Consider the following 23,341-nt stretch of genomic DNA (forward strand, 5'->3'; position numbering starts at 1 on the left):
CCTTTTCTATCCATCCCCATCAGGACATGGTCACATCGGGACAATGACCCATCAGGACATGGTCACATAAGGACAATGTCCCATCAGGATATGGTTACATCGGGACAATGTCCCGTCATGACCACAGGCGGCCTGACAGGGCTCAGCCCTGGCAGCAGCCTGGCAGTCCTGTCTGCTCTCTGGCGCCTGCCAGCTGGCAGGCGCCATGACCTGTTTTGATGCTGTCCGGGCAGGTTGGTGCCGGGGCAGTGATAAATCCCACGCTGCATCCTGCAGCGTCTGTCCTCAGACGGGTGTAAGACTGCCGGGCGTTACCTGCAGGTATGCCTGCGGCAGGGCGCAGCTCAGTGCGCTCTGGTGACGGGGAGCTTTGCCTGCGGCGTCAGTCCGCACAATACCCCATATATTATCAAGGCCTGACTGATGGTCAGGCCGTGGCGGTAAGGCCATGCCCGTAAGGCCCTGCACAGCAGGGGCGGGCGCTCAGATGCACGGTCCTGACATCCTGAAACAGCTGCTGGGCAATATTTTCAGCAGCGCAGGCTGCATTAACTGTTAAGACCCCAGTCGTACTGGTAAGTTCCTTAGATTGACCGCATCTACTGCATGCCGGTTAATCGGCATGCAAATAAGCATAATAAACTTTGAGGGAACACATATTATACCTAATAACCAGATGGCGCAAATCAGGCTGTAATGTATCTATGAACATTCGCCTGAACCATGAATAAGGCAAATTTGAGACAGCTGCTGCCCTTTTGAGCAGCCCCATCCGCCTGTCCCATGCAGCCGCACCGGACAGTGGCCGTACGCCCTGGCCGGCAGCTGGCCGACCAGTATGGGCCGTGCGGCCAGGACGGGTGCCACTGGGCTGGTCATGGGGGTGCCCTGCCCTGGGCTGGTCCTGGGCCACGCTAAGTGGGGCGCTGGCGGGGGTAACTGCTGTGAGCAGGGGGCCGGGCGCTGATCTTTATCGATACAGCCTGTGCAGGTACGCGGCTTTTGCTTTAATATGATTACAGCCAGCCCGGCGGCCTGTCTTAAGGCAGTCTGTCTGTGGCTTTGAGGACCGGTTTTTCCAATCATGAGGACTATAGATGAGCGAGCATTTAACCAACCCACTGCTGTCTTTACAGGGACTGCCAAACTTTTCCAGCGTCAAGCCTGAGCATGTTTTAGAAGCTGTCAAAACAGCTATCGATAACAGCATTGCAACTGTAAAGTCTGTAGTCAAAACTCATGAGAACGATCCTACCTGGGACAATGTAATTGCCCCTGTTGAAGAGGCTGATGACCGCCTGTCCCGCATCTGGTCAGTGGTCTCCCATCTCAACAGCGTCTGCAATACTGAAGAGCTGCGTGAGGCCCATGACAGCTGCCTGCCTTTAATGGCCGAATACTCCACCTTTATTGGTCAGTACCGTCCACTTTGCGAGGTACTCAAGAAGATTCGCCGCTCCGACTCTTTCTCTCTTTTGACCAGGGCCCAGCGCAAGTCCATTGAAAATTCCCTGCGCGACTTCAAGTTAAGCGGTATCGACCTGCCTGATGACAAGCAGAAGCGCTTTGCTCAAATCGCCGCTGAGCTCTCCCAGCTGCAGTCAGACTTTGCCAATAATGTTCTGGATGCCACCAAGGCCTATGTCCTCAATGTAACCGACGAAAATGAGGTTAAGGGACTGCCTGCTGCCCAGATAAAGCAGGCCCGTGCCGAAGCTGAAAAGCGCGGTCTGCAGGGCATGGCCTTTACTCTTGATATCCCTTCCTATCTGCCATTCATGACCTACGTGGAGAACCGTGAGCTGCGTCGTGAGCTGTATGTTGCCTACAATACCCGCGCCTCCGACAAGGGCCCTGATGCCGGCAAGTGGGATAATCAGGAGAATATCGACAAAATCATGCGCCTGCGCCATGAAGAGGCTCAGCTGCTTGGTTATGAAAGCTATGCTCACCTTTCTCTTGCTACCAAGATGGCCGACACTCCTGAGGCTGTAATTGATTTCCTCAAGGATCTGGCCGTACGCTCCCATGCCCAGGGTCTCAAGGAAGTAGAGGAGCTGAGCGACTTTGCCCACAGAAACGGTTTTGAGGGTGATCTGGAGCCATGGGATGTGGCTTTTTACTCCCAGAAGCTTTGCCAGGAGCAGTATTCCTATGATCCTCAGGAGCTGCGTCCTTACTTTGGTGTCTCCAGGGTTATCAACGGCCTGTTTGAGTGTACCGAACGCCTTTACAATGTCTCATTCCGCCCTCACTTTGGCGTGGATGTCTGGCATAAGGATGTTAACTGCTACGATATTTACGATCGTTTCGGTTCGCGTATCGGCACTTTCTACATGGATCTCTTTGCCCGTGAGGGTAAGAGGGGCGGTGCCTGGATGGATGAGGCCATGAGCCGCCGCTACCGCTCAGACGGTTCCCTGCAGCTGCCGGTAGCCTATCTGGTGTGCAACTTCACCCCTCCTGTAGGTGACAAGGAAAGCCAGCTTACCCATGATGAAGTGGTAACCCTCTTCCATGAGTTTGGTCACGGCCTCAATCAGCTGCTGACCCGTATCGACATTGCTGATGTTTCCGGCATCAACGGTGTTCCATGGGATGCAGTTGAGCTGCCAAGCCAGTTCTTTGAAAACTATGCCTGGCAGGAAGAGGTGCTCAAGTTCCTGTCTGCTCACGAAAAGACAGGCGAGCCGCTGCCAAAGGAAAAGCTCGATGCTCTGATAAAGGCCCGTAATTTCGAGTCAGCCATGGCCATGTTAAGACAGCTGGAGTTTGGTCTTTTTGATTTCAGACTGCACCTTGAGTACGACCAGAACAAGGGTACCCGTGTCTACGAAATCTTAAAGGAGGTCAAGGATCTGGTAGCCGTGGTGCCACAGTTTGCCGATGCCCGCTTCCCTGACAGCTTCACCCACATTTTCGCCGGCGGCTATTCAGCCGGATACTACAGCTACAAGTGGGCTGAGGTGCTCGCTGCCGATGCCTTTGGCCGCTTTGAAGAGGAAGGTATCTTCAACGCCAGGGCCGGTGAGGATTTCAAGGACTACATCCTTGCCTGTGGTGGTGCTGAGGACCCTATGCAGGGCTTTATTGCTTTCCGTGGCCGCAAGCCTGAGGTCGACGCCCTGCTGCGACAGAGCGGTATCTCTACTCCGGTGCAGAAGTAATAAAGGGCCAGATGCCAGGGCAGGGCAGCCTCTGCCCAGGGCTGCGCTGGCCCTGACCTGAGACCATGAAAAAAGGCAGATCCTGATTACAGGATCTGCCTTTTTTGTGGCCGCCAGACGGCAGACGGCCGCACAGCCTGCAGCGGCAGGGCGGCGCTGTCGCTTTGCTGGGTGCAGGGCTGTGGGGCGGGTCAGTAGTAGACCCAGAAGTCTACGAGCAGCACAATCATCCAGGCAAAGTGATGGATGGAGCAGCCAATGAGGGTGTACTTGAGCTCAGGGGCCACCTTGCTGCCGTCATGAGCATTGCGGATAGTGCGCCATGTTGATGAGGCCAGAGGGATTAAGGCCAGAGCCAGAATGCTGATTTCCCAGCCTTTGTGGGAAACAAAGCAGGCAAGGAATGAGAACACCAGTACGCAGGCAAAAAGGAAGGCGTGGTAGATGGATGCCAGGCGGTAGCCAAGACGCACGGCCAGGGTTCGCTTGCCGTTTAAGGTATCTTCGGCAATGTCGCGCATGTTGGCTGTGTGCAGCACCATAACTGATCCTGCACCTACGCTCAGACAGAGCATAATGGTGTCAGGATAGATTTCAAAACCGCTGCCTGAGGCATTGGTGATCATCAGCTGCGGGCCAATTACGGCCAGCACGCCAAAGAAGAGGAAAACGCTGACGTCGCCAAGGCCACGGTAGCCGTAGGACACACCAAGGGTGTATAAGATAGCGGCCAGAATGGAGATTACGCCCAGGAAAACGAACCAGGCAAAGGCATGGGAGTCATTGCCCAGGGTCATGTAAACGGCGGTAATGCCGGTAACCGAGAGCATGATGGTGACAATGGCCATAAAGCGCTTGAGAGCCTTGAGGCTGATGGCGCCGGTCATGACACCACGGATAGGGCCCAGACGGTTGGCACCGTCAGCTCCCTTGAATGCATCACCATAATCATTGGCCAGATTAGACAGAATCTGTAACAGCATGCCGGTGACGATAATCAGGAAGGCAGCTGCAATGTTATAGGCATTTACAGCGCCATAGTAAAAGCCAAGGCCGCAGCCAACGGCGCAGTTGGTTGCTCCCAGCAGGAGGGTCTGGGGACGGGCCTCTTTGATCCAGTCTTTGATCATTTTGAAGTTTTTCCTTTCCTTGTACAGGACCTGTGGCCTGCAAAAATCCCACTATTCTATCATTAATTTTCAGGACAAAAGCGCTGTCAACTGCAGCTCATTTTCAGTGCGCCTGAGGCACGAAATGCCCGGATTTACGGTGTTTTCAGTCATGTCTGCAGACCCGGCCCGCCCGGCAGGCGCACAGCTGTGCAAGAATGCACGGCAGCGGCCGTGTCGGCCGCAGTGCTGCAGGACGAGCAGCAGCGTACACGGCCCGCCCGCCTGCACAGCACTGCAGGCGTGCCTGCTGTGCAGGCGGGCATTCATGCGGAGCCTGCGGCACAGCCCTGCCTGCACCATCGTAAGATGGCCTGAACGGGCGGTGACAAAGTGCTGATAGCACAACAGGGGCGATTTATGTGCTGTTTTTGGCAATTTATCTGTGATTAAGGTCAAGAAATGGCATATAAACCGCCTATTTCTTGTATAATTCGGGCTCAGTAAATTAAAGGCTGCAACAGCTGCAAATAAGGTGCTGCTGGCAGCTGAACTCATGTTTTTGCGCAGTTTGCAATTTCCAGGTCCTGGTGGACAGATCCATCGGCTGAGGTCTTTGACGGCGGTGCAGTTTAGGGGCGAGTATGTTATTTGATGATCCGGCGTTAATGGCTTTAAAACAGGGTTTTAACGCTGAAAAAGTTAAGAAAGAGGGTATTGTCAAAGGCACTGACCGTGGCTTTGGCTTTCTTGAAGTACCTGGTGAAAAGGAATCCTACTTCATTGCTCCTCAGTTCATGAAGAACGTCATCAACGGTGACCGTGTTAATGCCATCATTACCACCGATGAAGAGCGCGGCAAGAGCCAGGCTGAGCCTGAGACTCTCATTGAGTGCGCCCTCAAGGATCACTTTGTTGGCCGCGTAACTTTCGTCAATAACAAGCTCAACATCATTCCTGATGTGCCAAGCATCAAGCAGAGCTTTATTGCCGACGACCAGCGTCAGGACAAGAGCGTCAAGCTCACTGAAGGTGACTGGGTTATGGGCACTCTTAAGAAGCATGCCCTTAATGACAAGTTCTTCCGTGCTGCCATTACTGAAATCATCACCAGCAAGGATGACCCTACCACTCCATGGGTAGTAAGCCTCAAGTCCCTTGATCTTCCAGACGCCTCCCCTGTATCTACCGAAGAGTTCAAGTTCCACGAGCAGGATCTGCCACGTGAAAATCTTACCGATATTCCTTTCGTCACTATCGACAGCGAAAAGACTGAAGATATGGACGATGCTCTGTATATCGAAAAGACTGATGATGGCTTTAAGCTCTATGTAGCCATTGCTGATCCTACCGGCTACATAGATGAGAACTCCGAGATGGACAAGGAAGCCTCCCGTCGTGCTTTCTCCATCTATCTGCCAGGCCGCAATATCCCAATGCTGCCTCGTGAACTGGCTGACAATCTGTGCTCATTGCGTGAGGGCGAACAGCGCCCGGCTCTGGTAGGCATTATCCACGTGCTCTCAGACGGCACCATTGCCACCGACGATACCCAGTTCAAGCTGGCCATGATCAAGTCTCACGGCAAGCTTGTTTATAACTATGTATCTGACTACATTGAAAATGGCGACACCAGCAATTTCAATCCTGATGAGACCATCAAAAAGGTACTGAGCGATCTGGTGGAGCTTACCCATGTACGTGATAACTACCGTACCAATGAGCTGGCTGCCTTCAGAACCCGTCCTGATTACGAGTTTATCCTTACTGAAGAGGGCGCTCTGGATCGCATTGAGATCAACTTCCGCCGTATTGCCAACCAGATTGTTGAAGAGTGCATGATCGCCGCCAACGTGGCCTGCGGCAACTTCCTTGCCCAGCATCTCAACACCGGTATCTTCAATACCCATACCGGCTTTGTCGAAGAAGAGCTTGCTGATGTGGTTGAGCTTCTGGCCGCCAACGGCTTTAACACCACTGAAGAGGCCTTAAGAGATATTCCTGGCTTCAGTGCTGCCCGCCGTTACGCCAACTCCCTGGAGAAGACCTATCTGGACAATATGATGCGCAAGCATCAGGAATACTCCCAGATGATGATCAATCCTGGTCCTCACTATGCTCTGGGTGTTCAGAACTACGCCACCTGGACTTCACCTATCCGTAAGTATGGTGACATGATCAATCACCGTCTCATCAAGTCAGTAATTTGCGAAAACGAGCATCCAAGAATGCCTGATGAAGACACTCTGATGGTCATGAACCAGGCCAGACGTACCAACCGTATGGCCGAGCGCTCCGTACGTGACTGGCTGTACGCTGACTACCTCTATCCTGATATGGAAAACAGGACTGTTTTCGATGCCGAGGTCTTTGATGTGGTCCGTGGCGGTCTGCGCGTTATCCTCATGGCCAATGGTGCCTTTATCTTCGTACCTGGCAGCTTCATCATCTCAAAGCGTGATGTCGTGGACTTCGACACCGTCAACGGTCAGGTTACCTATATGGGCGAAGTGGCCTTCCGTCTTGGTGACCCAATCAAGGTACGCATTGTCAGCATCGAGAAGATTACCCGCTCCATCGTGGGTGCTCCTGCTGAGCTGCCTCTGGGCATGCCTGTTCCTGATGCCGACAAGGTTATGGAAAACCGCCGCGAAAAGCAGAATCAGCGCCGCTAAGGCGCAGGCTGCAGGTTGTCCGGGCCTGCAGTGCCTGCAGGAGCGGGCATGAAAAAAGCCGCACGTCATGAGATGTGCGGCTTTTTTTATCGCTGATGCCAGGGGCAGCCCGGCCGGAGTGCAGCTCCGGTGCCGGGCCCCATGGGCATCAGGCACGCCAGAAGATGCGGGTCATGCACAGCAGTACCGGAATGATTTCCAGTCTGCCCAGGATCATGTCAAGACCCAGAAGAATGTGCAGGCCACCATCCAGATTAGCAAAACTGTTGCTTGGGCCCAGCTCAGGACCCATGGCAGGACCGATGTTGGACAGGCAGGTTATGGAGGCGGTAATGGCATCGGTAAGATTAAGTCCCATGGCTACAGCTATCAAACTTGAGACCAGGGCGCACACAATGTAGGCGGCAAAGAAGGTTATGATGCTGTGGATAGTGGCCGCATCAATAGGATGACCGTTAAAGCGCGGATATATGACACGGTGCGGATGAATACTCTTGATCATCTGGGCGCGGAACAGGGAGGCGAACACACAAAGACGGAAGAATTTGATACCGCCTGAGGTTGATCCCGAGCAGCCGCCCAGAGGAAGCAGCAGCAGGAAGATCATGGTGGCTATCGGGTTCCACAGAGTAAAGTCTTCAAGGGCAAAGCCTGAGGACGAGAGAACGGATACCACATTGAACATGGCAACACGCAAAGCGCGCTCCAGGTCGTATTCATTTTTGAAATACAGTGTGGCGGCCACGATAAAGGACATGGCCAGAGTAAAGAGAAAGTAGTAGCGCACCTGCTGATCGCTGAACAGCTTTTGCATATTGCCACTGATACCGGCGATGATTACGGTAAAAGGGCAGCTTGAGATAAACATGAACAGGATGGCGCTGTAATGGACAAAAGGCGACATGCCGTTCATGGAGGCATCAGTGGGCATCATGCCGCCGGTAGCAACGGTACATGCGGCGGCATTAAAGGCCATGAAGAAATCAAGTCCACCGATAATGAAGGCAATGGTGCACAGCACCAGAGTGACCAGGTACCAGCCCATAATGGCAAGAGACATGGTCTTCATATGCGGGGTGAACTTGTTGGAGTTTTCAAAGTAGGTGGATTCAGTTTTGAAGATATTCATACCACCCATGGCTACCTGAGGCAGCACGGCTACGGCTATCACTACGAAGCCTATGCCTCCCATCAGCTGCAGCATGGAGCGCCACAGCAAAATGGCAGCCGGTCTGTCATCGAGATTGACAATAGCGGTACCGCCCGTGGTGGACAGGCCGGAGGCCGCCTCAAAGAAGGCACCGGCATAATCGACATCAGGCAGCAGCACATAAATAGGAATGGCGCTTATAACCGTACTGAGCACCCACAGCGAAGTTGTGAATAAAAAGAGCTCACGTATGGTGATATTGATGCTCGAGGCGCGTCTTCCCATTATTGTCATGATCTTGCCAATCACAAAGGCAATGACAGTCATGAACACGAAGCTGAAAGCACCCTCGGTGGTGGACACCAGAGCATACACTGTAGGGATAAGGCCTATTACTGACATGCCTATGAGAGCAGGTCCCAGCAGGCGGCAGACGGCAAAAAGATTGATAACCATAGCAGTAAAGGACGGAAGCTGAGTTCACAGCCCGGGCAGCCGGGCGCCGCAGCGCGTACGGCTGTGCGCGCGGCACACGGCGCACATCACGCGGCGCTGCCCCTGATCTGCGCCCGCTGGCAGGCCATGCAGGCTCTGCCATCAGGTGCAGACGGGGCATGAGGGCTACCAGCGTGGCAGCCAGAACGGGCGTGGTTTGAACAGTTTGACCAGGGCACGCATTTGCATGCGATCGGTAAGGAAGACCAGAACGCGGTCGCCATCTTCAAAGACGAAGTTTTCGTCCATCTTGACCACCAGCTTGTCGCGCAGGGCCATTCCAAAGCGCACACCGGCTGGCAGATTGAGATCTTCTACCTTGCGGCCTACCACATAACTGGAGCGGCGGCTTCCCTGAACAAGCAGTTCAAGGGCCTCGGAATCTCCCTGACGGAAGATACGCATTTTCTCCACACCCTCCTGAAGAATGTTGGAGAGCAGGGCCGAGATAACAGCCTCACGTGGGGAAATGATGGCGTCGATCTCACTGCCGGCCAGAGCAATATCCTGGAAGGAAGCCTGGCGGATAATGGCAATGGTTCTTACCTTGTTAAGACGCTGTACCATCAGAGCGGACATGATATTGCTCTCTTCATTAGGCGCAGCGGCAATAAAGGTATCAGTCTGGTAAATCTTTTCTTCCATGATGAAGTCCATATTGGCCGCATCGGCACAGTACAGCTCCACATTGCTGTCACGGAAGCGTTCGGTAAGGCGCTGGGCACGGCGTGGATCAGGCTCGATAAGCTTGACGTTATAGCGCTGGCTCATGCGCAGGGCAATGGCATCGGATATATGGGAACCACCCTGAATTACGGCGTTCTTGCCATTAGGCTTGAGAGGTACCAGGGCGCCGATAAGGTTAAGGGCACGGGTACGCTCACAGCAGAAGAAGACCTCATCACCCTCAAGCAGGGTTTCATTCTCCATTTTGGCAATGAGCTCGCCATTGCGGTAGACAGCCAGCACACGGCAGCGGCCGTCATAATTTTCAAGATCCATGATCTCAGCGCCCAGCAGCTTGCCGCCTCTGGTGCAGGTTACGCTGGTAATGAGCAGACGGTCGCGGGCAAAGGTATGCAGGGCATTGACTCCTGGCAGATCCATAAGGTCAATCACGGCATCAGCCATGATGCGCTCAGGAGAGATGATGTGATCGATAGGAATGGCATTAGGGCCAAAGAGCTTGTCCTGCTCACTTAAAAGATCGGGAGCACGGATACGGGCAATTTTGCGGGGAATGGTAAACAGAGCCGAGGCTACCGAGCACACGGCAATGTTGATTTCATCCTGAGGAGAGGTGGCTACCAGCAGCTCGGTATTACGGGCGCCGGCTTCACGCAGCACGGATGGCCAGGTCGGATCGCCCTGAACCACTCTCAGATCAAGACGGTTGGCAATTTGTGAGAGCTCCTCAGAAGGAGTGTCAATCAAAGTAACGGCATGCCCGGCCTGGACCAGATACTCGGCAAGCTCTGTTCCAACCGTGGTGGCACCGATAATGATGATTCTCATAAATGTTATCCTGGCCTGTGGGCCTCAATAAACCTGTGGCATGTGAAAACACGCCTCTGAGCGCCGTACCGGCAACGCCATCATGGCTGGCTGTCAGGGCCGGCTGTTCCGGCCCTGCGGCACAGGCCCCAGGCCGGTGCAGGCATCAGGGAGCAGCCGTCCTTGCCTGAGGGAGGTAAAGCATCTGTTCTGCAGCGTCGTCGCTGCGATCGCTTCAGGACAAATAATCCTGATGTCAGGGGATGTTTTCATATTAATAAGACGGCCTGAGTGGCAGGCCGCCCTGCAGGGCTGCAGCCCATGGGCAGCTGTCCGCAGCTGCAAGGGCCGGCCCTTATTGAGCCTTATCAGGTTTTGATAAAGCGGGCGTAGAAGAAGCCGTCTCCCTGGTCCTGACCTGGCAGGCGCTGCAGGGTATCTGAAGTGATACCGCCTACGGTGACCGGGTCAAGGGTGGCGTCGGCATGACGGCTCAGGAAAGCCTGAGCCTGAGCGTCATTTTCCTCTTTGAGAATAGAGCAGGTGGTGTAGAGCAGGACTCCGCCTGAGGCAAGTTTGTCCCAGGCAGCATCAAGAATACGGGCCTGAATCTCACACAGGGAGGCAATATCCTTCTTGCGGCGCAGCCACTTGATGTCAGGGTGGCGTCTTATCACACCTGTGCCTGAGCATGGGGCATCGACCAGAATACGGTCAAAAGTACCCTCAAGGCTTTCAAGGTGCCGGGCATCAAGCTCACGCAGATCCACGTGATCAAGACGACCAAGGCGGCTTAAGGTGGAGCGGGTCTGCTCAATGCGGGCAGCATCCACATCAAGGGCTGTCACCTTGCTGTCCGGGGACAGATCAAGAATGTGAGCTGTCTTGCCGCCTGGGGCACAGCAGCAGTCCAGCACGCGCAGGGAGCTGCTGTCACTGAGCTTTAACAGTGAGGCGGCCAGCTGGGCGGAAATGTCCTGAACGGTACAAATACCCTCGGCAAAGCCAGGAATGTCAAAGACATTGGTGGCATTGGTAAGCAGTACGGCACCAGGGCAGATTTCAAAGCCCTGAGCTTCAATGTTACGCTCCTTGAGATCGCTTAAGAACTTTTCAGTGCTGATCTTGGAGTTTTCCACACGCAGGAACAGCGGGGCCTTTTCATTGGACTGTCTGAGAATGTCGCGGCTGATCTCCTCACCATAGGAGGCAGTCAGATTCTCACAAAGCCAGTCAGGGAAGGAAAATTCCACAGCAGCCTCAGTGGTGTGAACCAGATGAGCGCCCTCACGCAGGAAGCGGCGCAAAATGGCATTTACCAGTGAGGTAAAGGAGCGGCGGCCAACATCACCACAGGCGCTTACTGTAGCAGCCACTACGGCATGCACAGGCACGCGCATGAAAACTATCTGATAGAAAGCGGTGAGCAGCAGGGCAATGACAATGCGGTGGCGCTCGGTAATCTTGTAGTCAAACATGGGTCTTAAGGTGCCCATGAGCAGACGGCGGTGTCTTAAGGTGCCGTAGACAATTTCCTTGATAAAGGAGGTATCACGGGCATCAAATTCAGCGCAGTAGACAGGAAAGGCCTCACTCAGGGACTGACCCTCTTCGACAGCGGCCACAATACGGGCAGCTGCAGCACGGGCAGCGGCGCCTATGGCCTCAACATGAGGACGGTTATTCCTGCTGGAACGGGAGCGTTGAAATTTAGGCAAAGCACTTACCTCTTAAGAAGACATCTTTTCGGGAGCGGGCAAAATCAGCTGCAGCTACACGGCCCTTGCCCGGAGCCTGAATGGTGGTCAGAGCAAGCATGCCCTGAGCACATTTGACCACAATGCCTGTGGCATCGGTGCAGACAATGGCACCGGCAGGCAGATCGGAGCTGTCAGGCAGGGCGGCACGCTGCTCATCGTTTAATTCACTGGCACCAAAGACCTTGTAGACCACATCATCAAGAGTCATGGTGGCTACAGGCCACGGGTTAAGACCTCGCACCTTCAGGCACAGATCAGCTGCGCTGCTGCGGGCAAAATCAAGCGGGCTTTCATCCTTGGACAGCTTCTGGGCATAGGTGACGTCATCAGGATTCTGAGGCACAGGATTGATTGAGCCGGCCAGTACATCAGGCAGGCATTCGACCAGAGCCTGAGCGCCGCATTTTTCCATGCGCTCAAAGAGGCTGCCGGAGGTGTCATCAGGCTCAATGGCCATTTCCTTTTTAAAGAGCATGTCACCGGCGTCGAGCTCTTTGACAATCTGCATGATGGTCACGCCGGTTACAGGCTGACCTGACAGCAGGGCACGCTGTACCGGGGCGGCACCGCGCCACTGAGGCAGCAGGGAGCCGTGTACATTGATGCAGCCAAGGCGCGGGGCATTGAGCACGCGCTCTGGAAGAATCAGACCGTAGGCCACGACAATGGCAAGGTCGGCATTGTGGCTTTCAAATTCGGCCCTGTCGGCCTCTTCCTTAAAGTTCAGGGGAGTGAAAACAGGAATATTGTGTTCCAGCGCCAGAGCCTTTACCGGACTTGGAGTGAGTTTGTGACCGCGTCCTGACGGGCGGTCAGGCTGAGTGTAGACAGCCACAATATTGAACTTTGCCTCCAGCAGAGCCTTAAGATGCCCGGCTGCAAACTCAGGAGTACCGGCAAAAATAATTCTTTCTGACATTAAAACTTACTTTCCTTCTTTCCTTAAACCGGGTCCCCACCCCGCTACAGCAGCCGCTGCGACAGCGGCCGCTGCCGCGCTGCGCCTGCAGCGCCCATGGGGCCAGCCATGCAGCGCCTGCAGCGGCTGCGGCAGGTCTGTTTAAAGACAAAACAGCCTGCTCAACGGGCTGATGCCGACAGCAGGCGTGAGGTGAGGTCCCTGATAAGTCCCGTACGTGCCGGGCCATGGGAATTACTGCTTATTGAGAGCCTCAGCTTCCCTTTCTTTCTTGAGGGCAACCATCTTCTTGGTGATGCGGTCGCGTTTTAAGGTGCTGATGTGGTCCACAAAGACGTGGCCATTGAGATGATCGAGCTCATGCTGCATGCAGATAGCCAGCAGGCCGTCGGCATGGAACTCCTGATCATTGCCCTCTGCGTCCTTGGCCTTAAGTACAATCTTCTCGGCGCGCTCTACATCCTCATAGCACTGAGGAACGGACAGACAGCCCTCTTTGTAGACTGTAGTGCCTTCACGGGAGACGATTTCAGGGTTGATAAGAACGATGCGGTTGTGGTTCTCCTCGACTTCATCATCACCATCAACGATATCGATGGTAACTACACGGCGGCTTACACCGATCTGAGGGGCAGCAAGTCCGATACCTTCGTAGTGGTACATGCTGTCGAACATATCCTGAACCAGCTCCTTGAGCTCGTCATCAAAGACGGTAACTTCAGCAGCATGTTTTCTAAGTCTGTCATCAGGATATATAACGATTTCACGAACTGCCATATTATGCAAATGCCTCAACAATCTGATATTAATCCAGCAATTTTACCATGCCTGTCGGGCTGGCGTAAAAAGCCGGCCTTTTCTTATCACCCCGACAGCCATGATATGCCCGATCATGGCCATAACCATTTGCCCATTTCACCATAAGCACCGCCAGGTCTGCCCCACGATTGCCGTAAAACCTTCTGTTTCTGCTATTTTGTGTGCCCTTTCCCCGCAAGAGTCCCAGCCAGCACTCACCTCCCTTGTCAGCATGCCTCCCATGTCAGCGTACCTCGCATAGCTGCGAGCCGCTCTCCTGCCTGTAATACATGTTGCCCGGCACAGGCAAAACACTGTAGCGGCCCTGAGCCCGCATGCATCAAAGGGCGGGCGCAGCTGCAGGTAATTTAAGCTCTGGCTTTTGTGCCGCCCCTGCAAAAGACTGGTATGATGTGCGCCCGTAATTGAGGGCGACACAGCTGACCACCTGGCTTAACAGCCATGGCAAAACCCACAGCAACAGCCTGTCCCCATCCGGCAAGGCCCTGAAAGAGCACGCAAGAGCCCGCAAGGCCACGCAATAGCCCTAAGGCCACGCAAGAGCCAGCAAGGCCCCATGCAGTTTATCCACACCCACAGCCAATATCAGCAGGTAAGTAGCTACCATGTCTAATCAGGAAAACAATCAGGACATTTCATCCATGCAGACAGACTCATTAGCCGTAAGCATTGAGCCTCAGTCTCTTGAAGATGAAAACAGCGGCCACGGCAAACCGTCACGCCAGCTGCCTGAATGCACCACCTCTGCCCCTGAGAAGACAGCCGGCGGCGCCGCCCCGGCAGCTGACATCACAGCCGCTGCCGACCCTGCAACCGACGCAGAGCTCAAGGCCGGGGCAGCAGCTGCCAGTACCGCAGCCAGCACCTCGGGTTCAGCCGTGCCTGATGCAGCCGCAGTGACCGAGGGCGCCGCCCGGTCAGCTGATGGCGGTAACAGCGATGCTGATGCTGGTGCTTATGCTCATGGGGTAGAGGCTGTGGATACCCAGAGTGCTGCAGGCAGTGCCCGTATCATTCTGACCCGTCTTATCAGTGATGTTCAGAAGGACACTGAGGTAAGCCTGAGTGATGATGGTCAGGAGGATGTCGCCAGTGCAGTGCTGGGCCTTGATGATGAGCCTGTTGATGAAAGAACAGCCGTGGCCCGCATTCTGGCTGATGGCGCAGCTCGTGCTGCAGCCGCCTCCGAGGGCAGTGCCGGGGACGGTGCGGCCTCAGCTGACAGCAATGCAGGTGCCGCAGACGGGGCTGATAATGCCGGCAGGGTCTTTACTCCTCATTATGTGGAGGAGGGGCCTGAGCTCAGCCAGGCTGAACTTGATCGCTATAACAGAATGATGCTCAAGGAGGGCGACAACTGCCCTGCCTGTGGCAATGGCCGTCTGGTGCTGCGCAAAAATGAGCGCATCAGCTTCCTGGGCTGTTCCTGCTATCCAGCCTGCAAGATGCGCTACTTTACCAGCCATCTGAGCGCCGTTACTGTCATGAGGACCCTTGAGAGCCTGTGCCCTGACTGCAACTCGCCTCTGGCTGTCAAAAAGGGCCGTTACGGTCTTTTCATTGGCTGCACCAGCTATCCTGACTGCAATTACACTTACCGTGAGGAGGATACAGTTGAGGAGATCAGCTGCCCTTCATGCATGGGAGGTCAGCTCGAGCGCCGTCGTGCCCGCTCAGGACGTACTTTCTATGGCTGCAACAGCTGGCCTGAGTGCGACTTCATTGTGCCGGGAGTACCGGTAGTAGACGAGTGTCCAGACTGCGGCTTCCCGGTACGTTACAAAAAGAAGGTCAAGGCTGGCACAGCTCTTATGTGCGCCAATCCTCTGTGCTCCAGCCGTCGCCGTCGCCGCCACAACATTATCGCTTCATGATCCACCTCATCGCGCCATCATGCAGACGGCCGCCCATAAGGGCGGCCGTCTGCCTTTGAGAGTCAGTGACCGGCTGTCAGCAGCTGCCTGCAGTGCTCAATGCATGCATGCAAACGCCTGTCAGCTCTGAACGCTCTTATCTTAAGAGCCCCAGTAATTTTGAGTATTGGACGCCTTGCCTGACAGTAATGCGGCCATTCCTGCGGGGGTAAACTCATTGTTCAATGGCTTCACCCATGAGACAAAGTCAGGGTCCTCAGGCTGCAGGTCATTGATGTTTATCCTGTTTTTGCTTTCTTTGTTTTTATCCATTTTCCTTTTTCCTGGCAAAGCGCACACAGACAGACCGGACACTTAAGGCAGAGACACAGTCTGGTAAGACCGCATCGACATCAGTAATGGCTGAGAGGTCTGCTGAGGGCGATCAGTGTCCAAATGGAGTAAAAATCCTGTACATATCCACCATCAGCTCAGGGTTCATTTCATTGAAAATGGTTCCCATATGTGGAAGGATGTTGTAGCTGTAGCTGAAAGAAATGAGCAGACCGATGGCTGCAGTCTTAAGCAGGAGAAACATGGCCAGAGCATAGAGGGCTGAGTGTGACCATGAATATGAGCTGTCCGTGCAGCTTTTGTCCATGCTGCCCGTCGTGCTGCTGTATGCGCTTACTGGAGTTGCAGTCACATGGGTATCTGCTCTTTGAGTACCAAAGTTCAGTACAGTCAGCACCAGAGCCAGGTATGAGCAAGGGGTGGCTATGTCGTTCAGATATCGGCTGAACAAACCTGCGTTGTAGTAGGAGAGGTAAGCAAGGAAAACCATGGCTGCTGCAGTCAGAGCAGTGGAGTAACGCAGGGCTGAGGTGCGCCTTGAAGCCATGGTCATACGAGCCGTCATCTCCTGGTCATTGCCTGAAGATGGAAGGCCGGCAGCAAGAGCTGACAGTGTTCTGTGGCTTCTTAAGGCCAGGAACAGGGACCAGAAGACAGGCAGAGTAAACAGGGAGATACGGTCCATGTCGCTTAGCATGTTTCCGTAATCGTTATAGCTTGTGCTGTTGGCAAAAACGAAAGGGAACTCACGGACCCATACCAGTGGCTCGGCAAAGAAGTTGAAGAGCACGTTTTTCAGATGGGCAATGCCAAACACTATTCCCTTGGAACGCACGTCATCACCCGTAAACTGATAGGTCTGACCAAACTCGCTTATGGAGTCAAATCTTATGTAGTTGTAGTACATAATCAGCACGGCGCCGATCAGGACAGGAACTGCGGTAAACAGGCTGTCCTTGAGCAGAGCTGAGAGCTGCAGACTGCTCAGCAGGCGTCTGGTGTGGCTGACTTGTGGCTGCAGCTGAGTATCCCTGTCCGTGTAGTTTTCTCTGATGATGAGAGCTATGGCCGGGATGCTTAGAACAATCATAAAAATCAGCACCAGAGGACGTGAACTGACCAGCATGGGCACACTTATGCCTGCAACAAGGAGCATCAGCCTGGTACGCAGGGTACTGTTTGTCGGCTCTTTACCGGAATGACGAGCCGGAGTAAGCAAAGAATACAGGGACGCAAGAAATACAGACAGCCATGTCATGGCAGCGAGGTATGGCAGGTAGTAAAAGCTCAGTCCCACATAGAGCATCCATATCAGGGTTCCGCACATGGCCGCGACCTGGGCTGACATGTAGATGAGCATGTTAGGACGAGCTGCATATACCCTGACCATTGTACGGTATGCCCAGAGCAGGGCCATCACTGCCATAATGCTCATCAGATACATGGACAGGGCCGGAGAGGGCACCATACCCGTCAGGGCATAGACAGGGGCGAAAACCATAATCAGGGGAGCAATACCAAAATAGACAAAGTAACGTCCCTCGTAATAAGGGCGATCGAAGGTGTATCTGGCTCCTGAAAGAATTCTTGCTGATGGATCCCATGGGTTATCAATTGCTTTGAGAGCAGGATCCACAAAGACATTGATATTTACCTTGCCTTTGAGCAGGGCGGCCAGCAGCTGATCGTAGGCTCCGGCATTGCTGGTCTCCTCGATGCTTTCCGGCAGTTTGTAAAGCAGAGTACGGTCAAGGCTGGTGACAGGGTATACGCCCTCACCATTAACATCGAATATCCATGGAAGGCAGTTGGAAGGATGGGTTGCCCAGAAAAAGAAAGTGCAGATGCCAAGAGCCAGAGCCAGTACGCCATGGTCAGCTACACGGTGGGCGATACGGCTTTCATCAAAGACCAGACGGTACAGTCTGAAGCGCAAAACGGCGCAGAAAACTCCCAGAATGGCCATCATGCCCAGCATGCGTACCCATGACAGGTTCAGAGGCTCGGGAACGTTAATCTCAAGGCCGGTCAGTGCAAAGATGAATGCGCTGTTGGCTGTAGCAGTAACTTTCAGTCCGGTAACAACTTTGTCAGAGTCGCTGTTGTTCAGATGCAGCAGAGCTGTGTTCTGGTCGGTGTCGGCCGGATTGATTCTGGTTGAGCTGACCAGCCTGAAATCATCACCTTCAAAGCGTACATGGAGTGTCATGGTGACGGCTTTACCGTAGTTGGCTGTGGTAGTCAGCTGGACATTGGCAATCTTCTGCCTGAGGTCATTGAGAGTAAGCTCGTTTGCCTCTCCGTTCATAACCAGAGCACGGACCTTGTACTGTTCATGAACCGGCAGCTCAAAAGCACGATGGGCAAAAGAGTCATGACCTGACTTGCCATAAAAGAAGTGATGGTTGAATACCAGCAGCTCGGCAGCAAGGGACAGAAACAGTATCAGTGCGCCGATAATGAGGCTTCCTGCAGGTTCACCTGAGAGTAATTTGTTAAAGGCTTTCATGGGTACTGTCTCAATTAGGGGCCTGTTGTCATGGATTGATTTCATTGCATTAGAGCTCTGTCTTTCGAGTGCTGTTACAGTCATTTCCGGTGTTTACATGCTCAGCGCGCAAGTCGGCCGGCACATGTTCAACTCTCTGTGGCAGGTCTGCTGCTACTGGCCAAATGGGGTAAATACCCTGTACATATCAAGCATCAGTCCCGGATTCATCTCATTAAAGGCTGTGCCCAGATCAAGCAGCAGCTCGTAGGTGCTGGTAAAAGGCAGCAGCAAACCAATCAGCAGGGACTTGAGCAGCAGGAAGACGGTCAGACCGTAAATCAGTGAGCAGCTCCAGCTGGTGCCTGCTAAAGCCTGCGGTAACGACCCGGCCACAGCAGACTTACTGCAGGATGACTCAACATGCGGCACAGTGGCAGTGCCAGAACTCATGAATCCTGTGTTGAGAAGAACCAGAACTACGGCCAGGTAAGATCCTGCAGTTGCCATCTCGCACAGATAGCGACTGAGCACAGCTGCGTTGTAGTAGGACAGATAAACAAGGAAAACAATGGCAAATGCAGTCAGAAAAGCTGTGGTTTTGAGCATGCTCATGCGCTTTTCCATGACTTTGAGCTGAATATCAAAGCCCGGTGTGTCATTGAGGTGTTTATAGATTCGGATATGACGGATACTGCACTCAAGCATTGCCCTTCTTGAGCGCATCATCAGAAACAGAGACCAGAAGACAGGTATTGAGAATAGAGAAACACGGTCAAAGTCCATGACCAGGTTTCCATGATCGTAATAGTGGTCGATATTGGCGAATACGAAAGGAAACTCCCTGATATAGTCCAGGGGCTCAAACAGGAAGTAGTACACAGCAGAGCGCAGATGCGCCCATCCGAAGAAAAGTCCTTTTGACTTCACGTCGTCTCCTGTGAACTGGTAGGTCTGACCAAACTCTGTCACTGAATCAAAACGTACATAGTTGTAGTACATAATCACAGCGGCGCCGACCATTACAGGGACCAGGGCAAACATGGCGTCTTTGAGCGCGGCTGTGTAGTTGATGCGGGGCTGGGAAAGATCAGTTGCTGACTGGTCTTTGCGTAAGCTGTAGTTTTCTCTTACCAGCAGGATGATGGCAGGTATGCTCAGTGCCAGAAGAGCTGCAAGGGCCAGAGGTCGTGACCACACCAGCATGGGGACGCTGATACCGGCCAGAAGCAGCAGCGCTCTGGTTTGTAACTGACTGCGCGGGCGGTGTTCATCCGGGGATAAAACCGGTCTGAAAAGAGAGTACAGACTGCCCACATAAAGTGACATCCAGGTCATGGCCGCCAGGTATGGCAGGTAGTAGAAGCTAAGACCAATCTGGATAAGCCAGAGCAGTGTTCCACTGAGAGCTGCAGCCTGTACCAGCATATACATGAGCAGGTTGGGGTATGGCACCAGGGTACGTACCAGGACTCTGTATGCCCATAGAACAGAAAGCACAGCCATCATGGCAAGCAGATATACAGACAGGGCCGGAGACGGGATCATGCCGGTCAGGGCGTAGCATGGGGCATAAACCATGATGAGAGGAGCTGGACCGAAGTAGACAAAGTACTGGCCATTGTAGTAAGGCCGATCCCAGGTGTAGCGTGTACCGGCGGCATCGCGTGCTGACGGATCCCATGGGTTTTCAAGGGTGGCGAGTTTGGGATCAACAAACACGTTAATGCTGACTTTTCCTTTGAGCAGAGATGACAGCAGCTGCTCGTATGGGCCTGCAAGATTGTTCTCCTCAACTGTCTGAGGCAGAGGATAAAGCATGGTGCGCTCTTCATTGTTAAAGGGATAAAGCCCCTCACCATTGAAGTCAAAGGCCCAGGCCCTGGTGTTATAAGGGCTGGTTGCCATGAAAAACAGGGTGCATATGCATGCAGCACAGGCAATGACCACATAGTTCATGGCTCTGTGAGCGCGCCTGCTCTCATCAAAAATAATCAGGTATACCTTGTATCTTCTGATGAAGAACAGGGCAGAGGCAGCCATAAAGAGCACAAGTACTCTGATCCATGAAAAGTGCAGCTTTTCAGGGGCATTAAAGTCAATATTCGTGATGCCAATGATGAAAGGATTGGGACTGGATGCAGTAATCCTGACTGCAGAGAAAGTCTTTTCAGAGTCTGCATGATTGAGATGGATGAGAGCTGTTCTCTGGTCCTGGCGGCCGGGATTGACTCTGGTGGCGCCCAGAGTAATGAACTGACCGTTCTGCTCACGGGCCTGAAAAGTGAAAGTAATGACTCTTTCATCATTGAGGGTAGTAGTGAGCATGATGTTGGCAAGACGGCTGTTTACCGAGTTAAGGGTCAGTTCATTGTTTTCAGAGCTCATGACCACAACCCGGGCGCCATGTTCTTTGCTTACTGGTATTTCAAAGGCTCTCTGCTCATATCCAGAGCCTGAGACCCGGCCAAAGAAGAAGTGATGGTTAAAGACCAGCAGCTCTGCTGCCAGAGTAATTACAAACAGCAGAAAGCAGGCAGCAATATTCCCGGCCGGGCCTTTCTCAAACAGTTTGATTACAGAGTTCATGTTCTTATCTCAGGTTTGGGCGTATTAATGGTGCCGCAGTAAGCTGACGCAGGCACATGTCTGCAGGTCAGAAGCTTATGGAGTTAAACAGCTGGTCAAGGTAGAGCATGGCATCAAGATTTGCCGACCTTAAAAACTGGCCAGCCATACTGCCCGGACCCCATGCAAAAGGCAGCATCATGCCGATGACAATGCTCTTTAGAGCAAGGAACATGGTCAGCACAAAAACAACAGTATTCATGCTGCTGTCTGCCGTTTCTGATATGCCTGTCTTACTGTCATGGGCAGGCCTGTCAGTCCCGGCAACTGTGGTGCTGCTGTCCCTGGAGAACAGAGCCATGACGGTCAGGGCGCTGGCCAGCATTACAGCGGACGAGGCCGGGGCGCTCTGTGCAGCACCGACGCCATACAGATAGAAAGATCCCCAGGCATAGAGGGCGGCTGCAGCCAGGGTGGCCAGAGTCATGAGGCTGATACCTTTTCCAGCCCTGGCTCTGACAGCACGCAGCAGGAGAGCAAGGGACAGCCAGGCAAAAGGCAGGGCCATGATGCTGATGCGCTCATGAACACTGATTGCAACGCCAAAGGACTGAGCGGCGCTGCTTGAAGGCAGGACAAAAGGAAAGTTCTTGCTGTAGCTTAGCGGCTCAAAGAATGTGTAGTGCAGGGCATTAACGAAGTTCTCAATGCTCATGAGATAAGGATCGCCATGATTGACCTGCTCAATGTCCGTGAGGGGTTTGCCTCCGACGGCGCTTAGCATCATGGTCATGAAGCTTTCCGGGAGCAGGGCCCTGATGATGACGGACACGACCAGGGAGCCTGCAATCACTGCCGGAAGAGTCAGCTGCTTTCTGGAAAGCTTTTTAAGGGTGGAGCGCCCATTGCTGCGCACTGCATCCAGCAATGGCTCACATGCTGACATGATGAGCGGCAGGCACAGAGCTATGGTCAGCAGTACCGCCCATGCGCGTGACAGCGCTGTCAGCATCAGGGCTACACCGAAAACTCCAATCCATAAATTCTTAGTACTGCGCTCTGAACTGTCTGCAGCCCAGCTGTACAGAGAACCAACGGTCATAGTGAGCATCAGGGTGATCAGCACCGGGCTGATGCTCTCCTTGAGCAGATCCATCTGGTGGTAAAAGAGCTGGGAGCCGCAGATGACAGCCATGGCGCTTACTGCAGTAAGCACTGCGCCTGTTTCAATCCTGAAATAGCGCAGCATGCTGTACATAGCCCAGGTAAGGGAGCTGACAGTAGCCAGACTCAGAATCATTTTGATCAGAGCCATGGAGCCCAGCAGATCCTGTTGGAGTTCATTGCTGACCGCACTGATACCGGTGCTCTGCAGCCCATAGATGACCGCAGCAAAAACAGATGCAAGCACTGCAGGAGCAATCAGAGGAAAGTGCCTGAATGACGAGGTCGGAGCAATGGTGGTTAACCATGCCCGGCGGACGGTGAGCAGATATACTGCGTTAAAGACAGCGAGCATGAAAATCAGGCGCAGCCATGAGATCTGGACATGCTCAGGTACATTGAAGCTGAGCTGAGTCAGATATACAGGAGCGACACTGCTGTCATGATCTGAGGTAAAAATGATCCTAAGGCCATAAATGTATTCATCACGCTGCTCAAAGTGGAACAGGCTCTGGGCATAAGTACCTGAGGTGTTGAGCCTGTGGATTGATGCCGGGACAAAGCGGTGGCGGGAGCCACGGTCAAGGAATTCAACTCTGGCCTCAACCATCTGCGACTGGTCAGATGACACTTTGATGAGCAGATTGCGTGGCCTGATCCTGATATTGTTAATCACTACCGCCTGAGAATCAGGGCTGTTGATGGTACGGCCCCGAGCACTGCTGCCATCTTTGCCTTCATCCTCAATAATGTTGACATTGACCCGCTGGTAGCCCTCGATGGAATGCCAGAAGCTCCAGTGGTTAAAGATGCCGACTTCAATGAACACGGCCACGACAAATAGCACCACAATGTGGGCAGTAACTGACTGTCTGAACCACTTAAATCCACGGATCAGACTCTGTGCAGTATTGCCTTCATCTACGGAGTGTTCATCAGCGCTGTAGCCCTGAGTAGCATCTGAGGAGGTTTTTACGGATTCATGTACAGCATTGTTCCGGTCATGATTCCTTGCCTCTTTGCTGTCATTGTGATCTGCAATCATCTTGTTCCTGCCTTGTTGAAGCTGGTGTGGAGAGTCTTGTTATCAGTCATGGCTTCAGCTGTCGGCGGTTTTATGCAGACAGCAGTCCTGTATGGTCGTTTAGTCGTAGTCTGGGGCCTGAGTATGAGGGCTTCAGGTTATGCAGGCTGAGAAGGGCCGTGGTTCGGCCACTGGATGAGAGGGCGGTTTGTCTGACTGTTTACGATGTAATCCGGACAGGAAGGGAGCATTAAGCTTCCTGAAATGAAACATTGCAGGTCGGCATAACACTGTCCGGAGAA

13 protein-coding genes are annotated in these 23,341 nt (G+C 53.4%); 3 read left to right on the forward strand and 10 right to left on the reverse strand.

Annotated features, from left to right (window positions below; all coding sequences use genetic code 11):
• Window positions 1-1,097 precede the first annotated feature (1,097 nt).
• A complete protein-coding gene (prlC, locus tag MXE41_RS01445; protein ID WP_247099096.1) occupies window positions 1,098-3,167 on the forward strand; it encodes an oligopeptidase A in 2,070 nt (689 codons plus the stop codon).
• Window positions 3,168-3,358: 191 nt separating this feature from the next.
• Here the strand turns inward: prlC and menA are convergent, their stop codons facing one another.
• Window positions 3,359-4,297 (reverse strand): 1,4-dihydroxy-2-naphthoate octaprenyltransferase, encoded by a 939-nt coding sequence (menA, locus tag MXE41_RS01450; protein ID WP_247073700.1) that lies wholly within the window; start codon window positions 4,295-4,297, stop codon window positions 3,359-3,361.
• A 623-nt stretch (window positions 4,298-4,920) separates the two neighbouring features.
• On the opposite strand from menA, the gene MXE41_RS01455 reads away from it, so the two are divergent.
• Window positions 4,921-6,951: an exoribonuclease II gene (locus MXE41_RS01455; RefSeq protein ID WP_281503516.1), complete on the forward strand. Its 2,031-nt coding sequence runs from the start codon at window positions 4,921-4,923 to the stop codon at window positions 6,949-6,951.
• 148 nt (window positions 6,952-7,099) lie between these two features.
• Here the strand turns inward: MXE41_RS01455 and MXE41_RS01460 are convergent, their stop codons facing one another.
• The 5 genes from MXE41_RS01460 to def all read right to left on the reverse strand — a co-directional run bounded on the left by MXE41_RS01460 (window position 7,100) and on the right by def (window position 13,546).
• Window positions 7,100-8,557, reverse strand: coding sequence for a potassium transporter TrkG (locus MXE41_RS01460; protein WP_247099098.1), 1,458 nt, complete (start codon window positions 8,555-8,557; stop codon window positions 7,100-7,102).
• A 165-nt stretch (window positions 8,558-8,722) separates the two neighbouring features.
• Entirely contained in the window at window positions 8,723-10,111 is a 1,389-nt protein-coding gene (trkA, locus tag MXE41_RS01465) for a Trk system potassium transporter TrkA (RefSeq protein WP_247099099.1), read from the reverse strand.
• 347 nt (window positions 10,112-10,458) lie between these two features.
• On the reverse strand, window positions 10,459-11,808 hold the full coding sequence (gene rsmB, locus MXE41_RS01470; RefSeq protein ID WP_247099100.1) for a 16S rRNA (cytosine(967)-C(5))-methyltransferase RsmB: 1,350 nt from the start codon (window positions 11,806-11,808) through the stop codon (window positions 10,459-10,461).
• On the reverse strand, window positions 11,801-12,769 hold the full coding sequence (fmt, locus tag MXE41_RS01475; RefSeq protein ID WP_247099101.1) for a methionyl-tRNA formyltransferase: 969 nt from the start codon (window positions 12,767-12,769) through the stop codon (window positions 11,801-11,803). The genes rsmB and fmt overlap by 8 nt, the downstream gene beginning before the upstream one ends.
• Window positions 12,770-13,003: 234 nt before the next feature.
• The gene (gene def / locus MXE41_RS01480; RefSeq protein WP_247099102.1) at window positions 13,004-13,546 is read right to left on the reverse strand and encodes a peptide deformylase; all 543 of its coding nucleotides are present in this window, start codon (window positions 13,544-13,546) and stop codon (window positions 13,004-13,006) included.
• A gap of 647 nt (window positions 13,547-14,193) precedes the next feature.
• On the opposite strand from def, the gene MXE41_RS01485 reads away from it, so the two are divergent.
• Window positions 14,194-15,462 (forward strand): topoisomerase DNA-binding C4 zinc finger domain-containing protein, encoded by a 1,269-nt coding sequence (locus MXE41_RS01485; RefSeq protein ID WP_247099103.1) that lies wholly within the window; start codon window positions 14,194-14,196, stop codon window positions 15,460-15,462.
• Window positions 15,463-15,603: 141 nt separating this feature from the next.
• Here MXE41_RS01485 and MXE41_RS01490 read toward each other — a convergent pair whose 3' ends face one another.
• From MXE41_RS01490 to MXE41_RS01505, 4 genes are all read right to left on the reverse strand, one after another.
• A complete protein-coding gene (locus tag MXE41_RS01490) occupies window positions 15,604-15,774 on the reverse strand; it encodes a hypothetical protein (RefSeq protein ID WP_247099104.1) in 171 nt (56 codons plus the stop codon).
• Between the two features lie 112 nt (window positions 15,775-15,886).
• Window positions 15,887-18,304: a hypothetical protein gene (locus MXE41_RS01495; RefSeq protein WP_247099105.1), complete on the reverse strand. Its 2,418-nt coding sequence runs from the start codon at window positions 18,302-18,304 to the stop codon at window positions 15,887-15,889.
• A 153-nt stretch (window positions 18,305-18,457) separates the two neighbouring features.
• A complete protein-coding gene (locus MXE41_RS01500) occupies window positions 18,458-20,872 on the reverse strand; it encodes a hypothetical protein (RefSeq protein WP_247099106.1) in 2,415 nt (804 codons plus the stop codon).
• A gap of 67 nt (window positions 20,873-20,939) precedes the next feature.
• Window positions 20,940-23,060 (reverse strand): hypothetical protein, encoded by a 2,121-nt coding sequence (locus tag MXE41_RS01505; protein WP_247099107.1) that lies wholly within the window; start codon window positions 23,058-23,060, stop codon window positions 20,940-20,942.
• Window positions 23,061-23,341 lie beyond the last annotated feature (281 nt).

Source organism: Anaerobiospirillum sp. NML120449, assembly GCF_023051105.1.
GTDB lineage: Bacteria > Pseudomonadota > Gammaproteobacteria > Enterobacterales > Succinivibrionaceae > Anaerobiospirillum.